This is a genomic window from Microbacterium festucae (assembly GCF_025421715.1).
GTDB classification, from domain to species: Bacteria; Actinomycetota; Actinomycetes; order Actinomycetales; family Microbacteriaceae; genus Microbacterium; species Microbacterium festucae.
Genome location: NZ_JAOEFC010000002.1, coordinates 15,258 through 28,834, shown reverse-complemented (window position 1 = coordinate 28,834; position 13,577 = coordinate 15,258). Strand labels below are relative to the sequence as shown.

The 13,577-nt window shown below is 71.6% G+C and carries 12 protein-coding genes; 3 read left to right on the top strand and 9 right to left on the bottom strand.

Annotated features, from left to right (window positions below):
* Positions 1–10: 10 nt before the first annotated feature.
* The 5 genes from N3K63_RS06295 to N3K63_RS06275 all read right to left on the bottom strand — a co-directional run bounded on the left by N3K63_RS06295 (position 11) and on the right by N3K63_RS06275 (position 4,577).
* Positions 11–1,819 (bottom strand): peptidoglycan D,D-transpeptidase FtsI family protein, encoded by a 1,809-nt coding sequence (locus N3K63_RS06295; protein WP_261579251.1) that lies wholly within the window; start codon positions 1,817–1,819, stop codon positions 11–13.
* Positions 1,820–1,824: 5 nt separating this feature from the next.
* Positions 1,825–2,493 carry a hypothetical protein gene (locus N3K63_RS06290; protein WP_261579250.1) on the bottom strand — a complete coding sequence of 223 codons (669 nt, stop codon included), beginning with the start codon at positions 2,491–2,493 and terminating at the stop codon, positions 1,825–1,827.
* Positions 2,490–3,449, bottom strand: a complete 960-nt coding sequence (gene rsmH / locus N3K63_RS06285) for a 16S rRNA (cytosine(1402)-N(4))-methyltransferase RsmH (RefSeq protein ID WP_261579249.1) — start codon at positions 3,447–3,449, stop codon at positions 2,490–2,492. The genes N3K63_RS06290 and rsmH overlap by 4 nt, the downstream gene beginning before the upstream one ends.
* A gap of 100 nt (positions 3,450–3,549) precedes the next feature.
* Complete coding sequence (mraZ, locus tag N3K63_RS06280; RefSeq protein WP_261579248.1) at positions 3,550–3,981, bottom strand: division/cell wall cluster transcriptional repressor MraZ; 432 nt, start codon at positions 3,979–3,981, stop codon at positions 3,550–3,552.
* Positions 3,982–4,202: 221 nt separating this feature from the next.
* A complete protein-coding gene (locus N3K63_RS06275; RefSeq protein WP_261579247.1) occupies positions 4,203–4,577 on the bottom strand; it encodes a DUF3040 domain-containing protein in 375 nt (124 codons plus the stop codon).
* A 69-nt stretch (positions 4,578–4,646) separates the two neighbouring features.
* On the opposite strand from N3K63_RS06275, the gene N3K63_RS06270 reads away from it, so the two are divergent.
* Positions 4,647–5,735, top strand: coding sequence for a polyprenyl synthetase family protein (locus tag N3K63_RS06270; protein WP_261579246.1), 1,089 nt, complete (start codon positions 4,647–4,649; stop codon positions 5,733–5,735).
* Positions 5,736–5,798: 63 nt separating this feature from the next.
* On the opposite strand, the gene N3K63_RS06265 is transcribed toward N3K63_RS06270, so the two are convergent.
* Positions 5,799–6,140, bottom strand: a complete 342-nt coding sequence (locus N3K63_RS06265) for an Rv2175c family DNA-binding protein (RefSeq protein WP_261579245.1) — start codon at positions 6,138–6,140, stop codon at positions 5,799–5,801.
* Positions 6,141–6,317: 177 nt separating this feature from the next.
* Between N3K63_RS06265 and N3K63_RS06260 the strand changes: the two genes are divergently transcribed.
* Positions 6,318–7,499: a LysM peptidoglycan-binding domain-containing protein gene (locus tag N3K63_RS06260; protein ID WP_449288828.1), complete on the top strand. Its 1,182-nt coding sequence runs from the start codon at positions 6,318–6,320 to the stop codon at positions 7,497–7,499.
* A 79-nt stretch (positions 7,500–7,578) separates the two neighbouring features.
* Positions 7,579–9,519, top strand: a complete 1,941-nt coding sequence (gene pknB, locus N3K63_RS06255) for a Stk1 family PASTA domain-containing Ser/Thr kinase (protein ID WP_261579242.1) — start codon at positions 7,579–7,581, stop codon at positions 9,517–9,519.
* A gap of 994 nt (positions 9,520–10,513) precedes the next feature.
* On the opposite strand, the gene N3K63_RS06250 is transcribed toward pknB, so the two are convergent.
* From N3K63_RS06250 to N3K63_RS06240, 3 genes are read right to left on the bottom strand one after another with little or no spacing between them, the layout of a single operon-like run.
* Positions 10,514–11,851, bottom strand: coding sequence for a class II 3-deoxy-7-phosphoheptulonate synthase (locus tag N3K63_RS06250; RefSeq protein WP_261579241.1), 1,338 nt, complete (start codon positions 11,849–11,851; stop codon positions 10,514–10,516).
* A gap of 38 nt (positions 11,852–11,889) precedes the next feature.
* Positions 11,890–12,579, bottom strand: coding sequence for a lysophospholipid acyltransferase family protein (locus N3K63_RS06245; RefSeq protein ID WP_261579240.1), 690 nt, complete (start codon positions 12,577–12,579; stop codon positions 11,890–11,892).
* Positions 12,580–12,596: 17 nt separating this feature from the next.
* Complete coding sequence (locus tag N3K63_RS06240; protein ID WP_261579239.1) at positions 12,597–13,532, bottom strand: ROK family protein; 936 nt, start codon at positions 13,530–13,532, stop codon at positions 12,597–12,599.
* Positions 13,533–13,577: the final 45 nt, after the last annotated feature.

Below are 13,577 nucleotides of genomic sequence, written 5' to 3'. Positions count from 1 at the left end.
CGGGCATGGGTCACTGCGTGACGGGAAGCAGGGGCGTCTCCTGGCCGGACGGCATGATGCGGTAGTGCGTGAGCACCTGGGTCATCGCCTTCTTGAAGACGGAGCGGTTCGCCGACGACATCCGGTTGGTCTTGGGCTCGTCGAACACCGTCAGAACAACGTACTGCGGATCGTCGGCGGGGGCGAACCCCACAAGGCTGGTGAAATACAGCCCGTCCTTGTATCCGCCGGCGCCGTTGGACACCTGCGCGGTGCCGGTCTTGACGGCCAGACGGTAGCCGGGGATGCGGATGTCGTCCTTCAGCGTGCCCTGCGCGTAGACGTTCTCGAGCATCTGGGTGACCTCGGAGGCCGTCTCCGGCTCGATCACCTTGACGGGCGCCGGCAGGTCGGGCTCGACGACGGTGCCGTCGGAGGTCGTGCACGACTCGACCAGCTGCGCCGGCATCCGCACGCCGCCGTTGGCGATCGTCTGGTAGACGCTCGCCACCTGCGTCGGGGTCACCGTGAACGCCTGACCGAACGTGGTCGTGTAGTAGGTCTGGTTGTCCCAGGTGTCGGGGGTGCGCAGGTCGCCCTTGGGCTCACCCGACCAGTTCAGCGCGGTGCCGTCGGCGACGCCGAACTTCTTGAGGTAGTCGTAGCGCACCTGCGGGTCGACGAGGGCGCCGAACTGCGACATCGCCACGTTCGAGGAGGTCACCAGGCCACCGGTGAGGGTGAGGTTCTGATCGGGGTGGCTCTCGGAGTCGTTGATGACGGCGCCGTTGGGGAACTGCATCCGCGAGGGCGTCCACGCCGTCGAGGTCGGCGTGGCGCCGCCCTTCTCGATCGCGGTGGCGGCCGTGATGGGCTTGAAGGTCGAGCCGGGCTCGTACGAGAAGCGCAGCAGGCGCGAGCCGCGGTCTTCCGGCGACGAGGCGCCGGGATCGTTGGGGTCGACGGTGGGGGTCTCGGCGAACGCGCGGATCTTTCCCGTCTTGGTCTCCATCACGATGATCCCGCCCCAGTCGGCCTGGTAGTGCGAGACCTCTTCGGCGATGAGCTGCTGCATGTACCACTGCAGGTCGCCGTCGATGGTGAGGGTCACGGTGCCGCCGTCGACGGCGGGGTCTTCGACCTCGGTGCCGGGGATGATGACGCCGTCGGCGCCGCGCTGGTAGGTGAGCTTGCCGTCGGTCTTGTCGAGGCAGGTGTTCTGCAGGCTCTCCAGCCCCTCCAGCGGACCGTCGGTGCCCATGAAGCCGAGCACATTGCCGGCGACCGCACCGTCGGGGTAGACCCGCGACGAGGTCGCCGGGAAGTTCAGGAACGGATAGCCGAGCGTCGCCAGAGCCCGGTAGGTCTCGGTGGAGACGTAGCGCTTGACGTAGGCGAACTGCGCGTTCGGGTTCTTGGCGACCGCGTCGTTGACGATGGCGGTGACCTCGTCGGCGGTCTGTCCGGTGACCTGGGCGATGTTCGCGGCCAGCTCGGGCCAGGGCACCATCACCGCGTCGCCGGCCTCGTCGCGCACGGTCTTGCCCGCCGCGTCGCGCTTCTTGATGCCCTGCACGGCCAGCTGGGGGTCGATCTCGACGTCGTAGAGCACGGTCGACGAGGCCAGGACGGTGCCGTCCTCGTCGACGATCTCGCCGCGCACGCCGCGCAGCGGCACGGTGGTGCCGGTGGCGAAGTGCTGCGACTCCGCGATGTGGTCGCTGGCGTTGACGACCTGGATGTCGACCAGGCGCACGACGAAGGCGCCGAAGACGGCCAGGACGACCGCCAGCGCGACGACCGTCCGCCGGCGCGGGCTGCGGGTGGCTCGTGTCGTCATGTCTCTCAGTGTGTGGTCGGAGTCGGCAGGCCGTCGGTGATGGCCGGGGGTGTCGTCGGATCGGCGGGGGGCGCAGCCGGATCGCTCGCCCCGTCGGCGGGCGGTGCGGCCTCATCGGCCGGCGGCGCCGTCTCCTCGGCGACCACCGGCGCCGGTCCGGCCCCGAGCGTCGCACCCGGGTCGGTGACCAGCGGGGTGCCGGCCACGAGCTTGTTGCCCACCGCCGCCTTCCCCAGCGCATCGATGCTCGAGGCGCCGAGCGAGGCTTCGCTCGGGCCGACGATCGCGGCATCGCTCAGGCGCAGGTAGCTGGGCACCTGGCCGGTGACCATGCCCAGCGAGGCGGCGTTGGCGGCGAGGTACTGCGGCGAGCTGAGTCCGGCGAGGTCGTCCTGCAGGATCTGCTTCTGCCAGTCGAGGTCCTTCTGCTGCGCGGTGAGCGACTTGAGCTCGTAGGAGGTCTGGGTCGTGAGGATCGACATGCCCATCTGCACGCCGGCGATGGTCAGCGCGCCGGCCACGGCGATGATGCCGTAGAGCAGGCGGGGGCGGCGGGAAGCGGCGGGGCGCTCCAGCGCACGCAGGCGCCGTGCGTCGCCTGGCTGGGGGCCCGTCGCGGGGGCCGGCCGCGTGCGGACCGGCAGTGCGGCGGTACCGAGGATGTCGGCGCTCATACGGCCTCCCTCACTCGTTCGGCGGCGCGCAGGCGCACCGGGGTGGCGCGCGGGTTGCGCTCCTTCTCGGCGTCGGAGGCGAGTTCAGCGCCCTTGACCAGCAGGCGGAAGCGCGGGGCGTGCTCGGGCAGCTCGACCGGCAGCCCGGCGGGGGCGGTGGAGCTGGATGCCTCGGCGAAGGCGCGCTTCACGAGGCGGTCTTCGAGCGACTGGTACGACATGACGACGATGCGGCCGCCGACCCGCAGCAGCCCCATCGCGGCCGGGAGGGCCGCGTCGAGCACCGACAGTTCGGCGTTGACCTCGATGCGCAGCGCCTGGAACACGCGCTTGGCGGGGTGCCCGCGGCCCTCGCGCTGCACGGCCATGGGGGTCGCCGCGACGAGGATGTCGACGAGCTGCCCCGAGCGGGTGATGGGGGCGCGACCGCGGGCGTCGATGATCGCGCGGGCGTAGCGGCCGGCGAGCTTCTCCTCGCCGTAGCGCTCGAAGATGCGGCGGAGGTCGCCCTCGCCGTAGGTGGCGACGACATCGGCCGCGGTGGTGCCGGCCGTCTGGTCCATGCGCATGTCCAGCGGCGCGTCCTGCGAGTAGGCGAAGCCGCGCTCCGCCTCGTCGAGCTGCAGCGACGAGACGCCGAGGTCGAAGAGGATGCCGTCGACACGGCGGTGCCCGGTGGAGGCGACGGCATCGGCGATGCCGTCGTAGACGGTGTGCACGAGCGAGACGCGGTCGCCGAACCGCGCCAGGCGCTCCCCCGCGATGCGGAGGGCGTCGGTGTCGCGGTCGAGCCCGATGAGGTGCACGCGCGGGAACCGTTCGAGCAGAGCCTCGGAGTGGCCGCCCATGCCCTCGGTGGCGTCGACGATGACGGCGTCGTCGCGCTCCAGCGCAGGGGCCAGCAGCTCGACGCAGCGGTCGAGCAGCACGGGGGTGTGGATGTCGTCGATGGCCATGATGTGTCCGGATCCGACCCGCCGACCCTGATCCCCATCCGCCGCGACCTGACACCGGGGAAGTGCGTCAGGGCGTGCGGCTGGGAGTCACGGTCGGGGCTCAGAACAGTCCCGGGATCACCTCCTGCTCCATGTCGGAGTAGCTGTCTTCGTTGCCGGCGGCATAGGTGTTCCACGCCTCGGCATCCCAGATCTCGGCGTGCGCGCCGACACCGGTGACGACCAGCTCGCGGTCGAGGCTGGCGTAGGTACGCAGGTGCGGCGGGATGGTGATGCGGCTCTGGCTGTCGGGCTTCTCGTCGCTGGCGCCCGAGAGGAACATGCGCTGGAAGTCGCGCGCCTGCTTGTTGGTGAGCGGCGCTTCGCGGATGCGCTCGTAGACGCGCTCGAACTCCTTCGAGCTGAACACGTACAGGCAGCGCTCCTGACCACGGGTGATCACCAGGCCGTCGCCGAGGTCGGTGCGGAACTTGGCCGGGAGGATGACGCGCCCCTTGTCGTCGAGCTTGGGGGTGTAGGTGCCCAACAACATCGGTCGCTCACCCCCTTTCGTGCCGGCCCGCCTCAGGTACGCGCCACTTTACTCCACTTCCCTCCACTCCACTACATGTTTGCTGGGTGAATGCTCCCCCCGCGCTCCCCCTCCCCCACAGGCCCCGCGCAGATCCGGGCATACCGTGCGTCGGCGGCGTCCCGCGGGCACAAAAAAAGCACCGACCCGGAGGTCGGTGCTTTTCGGAAGCCAGGTGCGGGTCAGTGCCCGTCGTTGCGGCGGTCCCAGCGATCGTTCATGCGATCCATGAACGACTGGCCGGTGCCGGCGGTGGGGCGCGGCTTCTGCCCGGCGGTGGCGGCACGAGGCGTGGTCGGGGTTCCCTTGGCGGGGGTGACCGCCAGCAGCACACCGGCGACCATCAGCAGGAAGGCGATGACGCCGACCACGATGAGCGAGGTGGACACGCCCACGATGAGCCCGCCGATGCCGACCAGAGCGAGGACCGCGCCGTAGACGATGTTGCGATAGCTGAGGGTCTGACCCTCGCGAGGCGCGACGACGTCGGCGTCGTTGCGCATGAGATGGCGTTCCATCTCATCGAGCAGACGCTGCTCCTGCTCTGAAAGTGGCATACATCCCCCTTTGGGAGTGTCTCGAGTCCTTGCAATTGTACGCACCGGGACGAGAACTAGGCTAGGCCCGTGCACCGCTCCGTTGACCCGATCGAGGCCGTTTCCCAGCGACTGGAAAGGTTCACCGCGACCCAGGTGGCCGCAGCCTCCGCCCTCGGCGTCGAGGCCGAGACGTTCGCCCGATCCGCGGCGGATGCTCTGGTGGGCGGAAAGCGTCTGCGCGCACGCTTCTGCCTCACCGGCTGGCGGGCCGTCGCCGAGCGCCGCGGCCCCCTCGGCGCCCTCCCCGACGACGTGCTGTCCGCCGCCGCCGCGCTCGAGGTGTTCCACGCCGCCGCGCTCGTCCACGACGACATCGTCGACAACTCCGACACCCGTCGCGGCCGCCCCGCGGCCCACCGTGCGCTCGAGGCCCACCACCGCGCCCAGGGCTGGTCGGGTGCCGCCGAGCCGTTCGGGCGTGCGGCCGCCGTGCTCTTGGGCGACCTGCTCGTGGCGTGGAGCGACGACCTCCTCGAAGAGGGCCTCGTCGGGGGCCCCCACGCCGCGGCGGCGCGGGCCGAGTACGCCCGGATGCGACGCGATGTGACCATCGGACAGTTCCTCGACGTCGCCGAAGAGGCGGCCTACGTCACGGCACCCGACACCGAGCACGCCGAGCGGGCGCTGCGCGTCGCCTCGTACAAGTCGGCGCGCTACTCGGTGCAGCAGCCGCTCCTCATCGGCGCGGCCCTCGCGGGCGGGGATGCCGCCCAGCTCGACGCCCTCGCCCGGTTCGGCCACCCCGTCGGCATCGCCTTCCAGCTGCGCGACGACGTGCTCGGCGTGTTCGGCGACGCGGCCGTGACCGGCAAGCCCGCCGGCGACGACCTGCGCGAGGGCAAGCGCACACTGCTGATCGCGTACGCCCGCGAGGCACTGCCCACCGGCGCCCGCCGCGCGCTCGACGAGCTCGTCGGAGACCCGACCCTCGACGACGCGCAGATCGGCGCCCTGCAGCAGACGATCGTCGACTCGGGCGCCCTCGACCGCGTCGAGCAGCTCATCACGCAGCAGACCGGCGAAGCGGATGCCGCGCTGCGCGGCGCGCCGTTGGGCAATGCCGCCGTGGGCGAGCTGCGCGACCTGGCCCGCGCGGCGACCGCGCGCACCTTCTAGGCGCGGCGGCGTCACGGCCGCCACTTCGGGGCCGGTCAGAGCGTCTGAGCGACGCGGGCGTCGTCAGGCGAGCGTCTGGGCGACGCGGCGGACCTCGCTCTTGCGCCCGGCGCGCAGAGCCTCGATCGGCGCACGGCCGATGGACTCCTCGTCGGCCAGCAGCCAGTCGATCGCCTCGTCCTCGGTGAAACCGGCATCCAGCAGCACGATGACGGTGCCGCGCAGCGACGAGAGCGGGGCGTCGTCGACGAGGAACAGTGCGGGCACCTTGAAGGTGCCGTCCCGGCGGGAGCCGATGAGCTGCTTCTCGTCGAGCATGCGGCGCACCCGCCCGAGGGGCTCCCCGGTGCGCTCGACGATCTCGGGCAGGGTCAGCCAATCGGTGGCAAGAGGCGACGTGGTCACCCCTCTACTATCCCACCCGCATCTCTCCCGCCCCGCATCCGCCCGGCCGTCGGCGTCTCACCCGAACATGACAGGAATCTCATCTGTCACTTCAGTCACATCCGTTGACTCGAGTATTCATCCGTGACAGCTTGGCGAGGTCACCGAAGGGGGAAGATCGTGCGACAGCGACCGACCATGCCCGCGGCCCTCGCCGCTCCCACCGCGATCCTCGGATCGATCGCGCTGACCCTGACGGCGGCTCCCGCCCAGGCGTCACAGACCACGACCGAGCGGGCACCGCGCTCCCTCGACGCGGCCGGCGCCCACCGCTCCCCCGCTGCGATCCGCCCCGCGGCAGCGGAAACCTCCTACACGGTGAGCGCCGGCGACACCGTCAGCCGCATCGCGGCCCGGTTCGGCCTGCGCACCGCCGACGTGCTCGCCTGGAACGCGCTGACGTGGAGCTCCGTCATCCGACCCGGCGACGTGCTCACGCTGACCCCCGCCGCGGCCCCCGCCGCCCCCGCCGCGCCGGCGGCGCCGGCCGCTGCCGGGTACACGGTGACCGCGGGCGACACGCTCTGGGGCATCGCCCGGGCCCACGGTGTCTCGGTCGCCGATCTGCGCGCCGCCAACGGGCTCGGCGAGGGCTCGCTCATCCGCCCCGGCCAGACCCTGACCCTCCCCGGCGCCATGACCCGCACCGCCGCCGCCGCACCCTCCGCTGCCCCGGCACCGACCGCCGCCGCCGCACCCTCCGCTGCCCCGGCACCGACCGCCGCCGCCGCGCACACCGTCACCCGCGGCGAGACCATGTGGTCGATCGCGCAGAAGAACGGCGTCGCGCTGGCCGCCCTGCTGCAGGCCAACGGACTGGACGACGGGTCGATCATCTACCCCGGGCAGCAGCTCTCACTCCCGGCGGCCGCCGCCCCGGCATCCGCGGCGCCCGCCGCCGCCCCCGAGCTCGGTCTCGACGCCGAGCAGGTGGCCAACGCGCGCATCATCATCCAGGTGGGGCGTGAGCGCGGCGTGCCCGATCGCGGCATCGCCATCGCGCTGGCCACCGCGATGGTCGAGTCGTGGATCCGCAATGTCGACTGGGGCACGTACGACTCGCTCGGCCTGTTCCAGCAGCGCCCGAGCACCGGGTGGGGCAGCGCGGCCGAGGTGCAGGACCCCTACCGCTCCGCCGCGACGTTCTTCGGTGGGCCCGCCGATCCCAACGGCGCGCGCACGAAGGGCCTCCTCGACGTGCGCGGCTGGGAGCAGATGGGCTTCAGCGAGGCCGCTCAGGCGGTGCAGGTCTCGGCGTTCCCGGATCGTTATGGAGCATGGGAGACCCAGGCCCACGCCTGGCTCGCCGCCCTCGGGTGACCCGGATCCACCATCAGGTGTGCCCGCAGGGGTGCGCCGCTCACCGGCCTCGCGGGTCGGCGTCCGTAGAATCCACCCTGTGAGCACGAGCCAGCAGACCGACCCGCTGATCGGCCGTCTGGTCGACAGCCGGTACCGGGTGCGTGCTCGCATCGCCCGCGGCGGCATGGCGACGGTCTACGTCGCCACCGATCTGCGGCTGGAACGCCGCGTCGCGCTCAAGGTGATGCACGGCCATCTCTCCGACGACACCGTCTTCCAGAGCCGCTTCATCCAAGAGGCGCGGGCCGCCGCCCGCCTGGCCGACCCGCACGTCGTGAACGTGTTCGACCAGGGCCAGGACGGCGAGATGGCCTACCTGGTCATGGAGTACCTGCCCGGCATCACGCTGCGCGAGCTGCTGCGCGAGCAGCGGCGCCTGTCGGTGCCGCAGACGATCACCATCATGGATGCCGTGCTGTCGGGCCTCGCGGCCGCGCACCGCGCCGGCATCGTGCACCGCGACGTCAAGCCCGAGAACGTGCTGCTGGCCGAGGACGGCCGCATCAAGATCGGCGACTTCGGCCTGGCACGGGCGACGACAGCCAACACCGCCACCGGGCAGATGCTGCTGGGCACCATCGCCTACCTGGCGCCCGAGCTCGTCACCCGCGGCACCGCCGACGCCCGCAGCGACATCTACGCGCTCGGCATCATGCTCTACGAGATGCTCGCCGGCGAGCAGCCCTACAAGGGCGAGCAGCCCATGCAGATCGCGTACCAGCACGCGACCGACTCGGTGCCCCGCCCGAGCGCGAAGAACCCGGGCGTGCCCGAGCAGCTCGACGAGCTCGTGCTGTGGGCCACCGAGCGTTCCCCCGACGAACGCCCCACCGACGCCCGCGTCATGCTCGACCGGCTGCGCGAGATCGAGCGCGAGCTCGGGGTGCACCCGCAGGTGGTGCGCGCGACCCCCGTGGGGCTCGTGGGCGCCGATGACGGCATCGACTCGGGAGAGGTCACCAAGGTGCTCCCCGGCGCGTTCACCGCGCCCACCGTCACCGAAGACGTCGACAACGCCACCAAGCTGCGCCGCCGTGCCCGCCGCAACGCGACGAAGGGCGGATGGCTGATCGCGCTGGTGGTCGTGCTCGCCGCCCTCGCCGGCGGCGCCGGGTGGTGGTTCGGCTCGGGTCCGGGCTCGCTGGTGTCGGTGCCGGATGTCACGAACCTGTCGTTCGCCGAGGCGCAGACCGCCCTCACCGAACGATCGCTGGTGGCGGCCGAGGGCGCCGACTACAGCCTCGAGGTCACCGCGGGTCTCACGATCCGCACCGAGCCGGCCGCGGGAGACTTCATCGACAAAGACACGACGGTGACCGTCGTCGTGTCGCAGGGCCCCGCGCCGGTGGATCTTCCCGCGCTGCAGGACCGCCCGGCATCCGATGTCACGCAGATCCTCACCCAGTCGCGCATCGACGTCAGCGGCACCGACGAGTTCTTCAACGACCTGGCCGCCGGTCAGGTCGTCGGGGTGTCGGTCACGCCGTTCGGCGGCGGCGACGCGGTGGACTGCACCGCCGGCTGCAGCGTCACCGAGGGCGCGACCGCCGCCCTGCAGGTCTCGCTCGGCCCGGTGCCCGACGTCGCCGGGCAGTCGCAGGACGACGCTGCCGCCGCGATGGATGCCGTCGAGCTGAAGACCGACATCACCCGCGAGTACAGCGACTCGGTCGACAAGGGTCGCGTGATCCGCGTGACCGGCATCGGCGACGACCCGCTGCGCAAGGGCGACACCGTGACGCTCGTGGTTTCGGACGGCCCGGAGCCCGTGAAGGTGCCCGACGTCACCGGCGACTCGATCCGCAGCGCCGTGCGCGAACTCGAGGCCCTCGGCTTCGAGGTGAACGCCGGCATCGACGACGGGGACCTGCCGCTCGGCTTCAAGTACTGGGACGTCTACAACGTCCGCTCCACCAACCCCAAGGCCGGCGCGATGGCGCCCAAGGGCAGCACCATCACCCTCACCCCCGGGCTGTAGCCCGCGGCGGGGTGCCGCCGCGGTATGTGGGGCAGTATGTGGGGTCCGACCTCTCTGCCGGTGCGCGGTGGGCGACGGCATCCGCCGTTTGCGGAACACGGTGTGCGGGCAGGTCCCGCAACCTGCGGGTCGTGAGGCTCGCAGGCGCAACTTGCGGGACACGGTCGACGGGCAGGTCCCGCAACCCGCGGGTTCGTGCCCCTCGCACCCGCCATCTCTGGGACGCGACCCACTGCCAAGTCCCGCACCCTGCGGGTCTAGGCGCTCGCACCCGCCATCTGTGAGACACGGTCACCCGGCAGGTCCCGCGACCTGCGGGTGGCGGCGCGCACCCACCGATCACGGGACATGCTCATCGGGCAGGTCCCGCAAGGTGCGGGTTCGTGCCCCTCGCACCCGCCATCTCTGGGACCCGACCCACGGGCAAGTCCCGCACCCTGCAGGTCGCGGCGCTGACACCCGCCACCTGCGGGACACGGTCGCCCGGCAGGTCCCGCGACCTGCGGGCTCGAGCCACCGCATCCGCCGTTCGCGGGACACGGTCGCCCGGCAGGTCTCACAACCTGCGGGTCGCGGCCAGCACCCACCGATAACGGGACACCGTCGGCGGGGAGGTCGCGCAACCTGCGGCTGAAAGCCATCGCATCCACCATTTGCGGGACGCCGTCCACCGGCACGTGTCCCGCACCCTGCGGGTGACGGTGTCCGCACCCACCAGTTGCGGGACACCGCCTACGGGCAGGTCCCGCGACCTGCGGGCTCGAGCCACCGCATCCGCCGTTCGCGGGACATGGTCGCTCAGCGGGTCACGCAATCGGCGACCTCCGCCCAGCGCACCCGCGCATCGCGGGACACGCTCACGCGGGAGGTCCCGCAACCTGCGCGCCGAGCCAACCGCACCCACCACTTGTGGGACGCGGCACCGGCAGGTCGCGCACCAGCCCACACCCCAGCCGCCACCCCGCGGGCCACACCGACCCGCGGATGCCGGGGGTCAGCGCTTCTCGAGCTCCTCGGCGACGAGGAAGGCGAGCTCGAGCGACTGCATGTGGTTCAGGCGCGGGTCGCAGAGGCTCTCGTAGCGGGTCGCGAGGGTGGCCTCGTCGATCTGCTCCGAGCCGCCCAGGCATTCGGTGACGTCGTCGCCGGTGAGCTCCACGTGGATGCCGCCGGGGAAGGTGCCGACCGCGCGGTGCGCTTCGAAGAAGCCGCGCACCTCGTCGACGACGTCGTCGAAGCGACGCGTCTTGTAGCCGGTGGGCGTGGTGATGCCGTTGCCGTGCATGGGGTCGGTGACCCACAGCGGGGTGGCGCCGGAGTCCTTGACGGCCTCCAGCAGCGGCGGCAGCGCGTCGCGGATCTTGCCGGCGCCCATGCGGGTGATGAAGGTGAGACGCCCGGGCTCGCGCTCGGGGTCGAGCTTGTCGATGAGCTCGAGCGCGGTGTCGACCGAGGTCGAGGGGCCGAGCTTCACGCCGATGGGGTTGCGGATCTGCGAGAAGTAGTCGACGTGGGCGCCATCGAGCTCGCGGGTGCGCTCCCCGATCCACAGGAAGTGCGCCGAGGTGTTGTAGGGCGTGCCGGTGCGCGAATCGATGCGGGTCATCGGGCGCTCGTAGTCCATGAGCAGGCCCTCGTGGCCGGTGTAGAACTCGACGCGCTTGAGCTCGTCGAAGTCGGCGCCGGCGGCCTCCATGAACTTGATGGCGCGGTCGATCTCCTGCGCCAGCCGCTCGTACTGCTGGTTGGCGGGGTTCTGCGCGAAGCCCTTGTTCCACGAGTGCACCTCGCGCAGGTCGGCGAAGCCACCCTGGGTGAACGCGCGGATGAGATTGATGGTGGATGCCGCGGTGTGGTACCCCTTCAGCAGTCGCTGCGGGTCGGGCTGGCGCGAGCCCTCGGTGAAGTCGTAGCCGTTGACGATGTCGCCGCGGTAGGCCGGCAGCGTGACGTCGCCGCGGGTCTCGGTGTCGCTGGAGCGCGGCTTGGCGAACTGCCCCGCCATGCGCCCCATCTTCACGATCGGCATCGAGGCGCCGTAGGTGAGCACGACCGCCATCTGCAGCACCGTCTTGATGCGGTTGCGGATCTGCTCGGCCGTGGCACCGGCGAACGTCTCGGCGCAGTCGCCGCCCTGCAGCAGGAAGGCCCGACCGGATGCCGCGCGCGCGAGGCGCTCGCGCAGCAGGTCGACCTCGCCGGCGAACACCAGCGGCGGGAGGGTGGCGATCTCGGCCGACACGGCCGCGACGGCGTCTGCGTCGCCCCACTGCGGCTGCTGCTTGATGGGAAGCGAGCGCCAGCGATCCAGGTCGGTCTGCGAAGTCGGCATCCGCCAAGTCTAGTGTCGGCGGTGGGGCCCGATCGCCGCTATGACGCCGTCTGCGGCGCGCGCTCCTTGAGGGTGGAGGCGTACACGTCGGCGTACTCCTGCTCCCCCAGCCGCTGCAGCGCCACCATGATCTCGTCGGTCACCGATCGCAGCACGTACCGGTCGGATTCGAGGCCGTGGAAGCGCGAGAAGTCGAGCGGTTCGCCGATGACCATCCCGACGCGTCCGATGCGCGGGATGCTGCGGCCGATGGGCATCACCTCGCCGGTGTCGACCATGACGACGGGGATCACCGGCACGCGCGCTTCGAGCGCCATGCGCGCCAGCCCCGTGCGGCCGCGGTACAGCCGCCCGTCGGGGCTGCGGGTGCCCTCCGGGTAGATGCCGAGCAGGTCGCCGCGGCCGAGCACCTGCAGCCCGGTGTTGAGCGAGTCCTCGGATGCCTTGCCGCCGGTGCGGTCGATGGGGATCTGGCCCGTGGCCTTCATGAACACGCGCGTCGACCAGCCCTTGAGGCCCTTGCCCGTGAAGTAGTCGCTCTTGGCGAGGAAGGACATGGGCCGGTCGATCATCAGCGGGAGGAAGATCGAGTCGCTCACCGACAGGTGGTTGCTGGCGAGGATCGCCGCGCCGCCGGCGGGGATGTTGCGCCGGCCCACGATCCAGGGACGGAAGATCGCCTTGACGATCGGCCCGATCACGACGTACTTCATGAACCAGTAGAACATCGTGCCGGAGCCTATCGTCAGCCGCGGATGCGCGCGAGGTCGGCGACGCCGATGAGGCCGGCGTCGTTGCCGAGCGTCGCGATCGCGAAGCGTGCGACCTGGCGACCGCTGTAGCCGGGCAGCGACTGCTCGTAGGCGACGCGCGCGGGGATCAGCAGGGCCTCGCCGAGGTCGGCGACGCCGCCGCCGATGACGAACAGGTCGGGGTCGAGCACGGCCTGGAACTGTCCGCACGCCTCGCCGAGGGCGGTCGCGACACGGTGCACCGCTTCGAGAGCGCCGGGGTCGTCGGCGAGGATGAGCGCGGCCATGGCCTCGCCGGGGATCGTGCCGTCGGGCTGCTGCGCGTCGGTCAGCCCCTGGCCGATGCCGTCGGTCGCGGCGATCGCGCGCGCCTCGCGCTGGAGGGCGCGACCGGATGCATACTGCTCGAGGCATCCGCGCTGGCCGCAGCCGCAGGCGTGCCCGCCGCGCTCGTAGCGCAGGTGCCCGAGCTCGCCGGCGGTGCCGTTGCCGCCCAGGAGCAGCTCGCCGTCGGTGATGACGGCGCCGCCCACGCCGGTGCCGAGGGTCAGCATGACCATGTTCGACGAGCCCGCACCGGCGCCGAAGCGGTACTCGCCCCAGCCGGCCGCGTTCGCGTCGTTCTCGAGGGTGACGGCGCGGCCGATGCGGCGCTCGAACTCGGCCCGCAGCGGCACGTTGCGCCAGTCGATGTTCGGCGCGTGGATCATGATCGAGCGAGTCGCGTCGATGAAGCCGGCGGCGGCCACGCCGATGGCGGCGACGTCGTGACGCGACGCCAGGTCGCGGGCCATGTCTGCAACGGCATCCGCCAGGGCGGTCGGGTCGACGGGCGTGGTCACACGCGCCTGCTCGACGATGCGACCGTCGTCGTCGACGACTCCCCCCGCGATCTTCGTTCCACCGATGTCGATGCCGACGCTGAGCACGGGACTCCTCTCAGCCGAGCCAGGCGGCACGGCATCCGAGAGTCT

Excerpts from the sequence above, each read along its gene's own strand:
- N3K63_RS06295 (WP_261579251.1), bottom strand. The coding sequence starts at position 1,819 with ATGACGACACGAGCCACCCGCAGCCCGCGCCGGCGGACGGTCGTCGCG.
- N3K63_RS06290 (WP_261579250.1), bottom strand. The coding sequence starts at position 2,493 with ATGAGCGCCGACATCCTCGGTACCGCCGCACTGCCGGTCCGCACGCGG.
- rsmH (WP_261579249.1), bottom strand. The coding sequence starts at position 3,449 with ATGGCCATCGACGACATCCACACCCCCGTGCTGCTCGACCGCTGCGTC.
- mraZ (WP_261579248.1), bottom strand. The coding sequence starts at position 3,981 with ATGTTGTTGGGCACCTACACCCCCAAGCTCGACGACAAGGGGCGCGTC.
- N3K63_RS06275 (WP_261579247.1), bottom strand. The coding sequence starts at position 4,577 with ATGCCACTTTCAGAGCAGGAGCAGCGTCTGCTCGATGAGATGGAACGC.
- N3K63_RS06260 (WP_449288828.1), top strand. The coding sequence starts at position 6,318 with ATGCCCGCGGCCCTCGCCGCTCCCACCGCGATCCTCGGATCGATCGCG.
- N3K63_RS06250 (WP_261579241.1), bottom strand. The coding sequence starts at position 11,851 with ATGCCGACTTCGCAGACCGACCTGGATCGCTGGCGCTCGCTTCCCATC.
- N3K63_RS06245 (WP_261579240.1), bottom strand. The coding sequence starts at position 12,579 with ATGTTCTACTGGTTCATGAAGTACGTCGTGATCGGGCCGATCGTCAAG.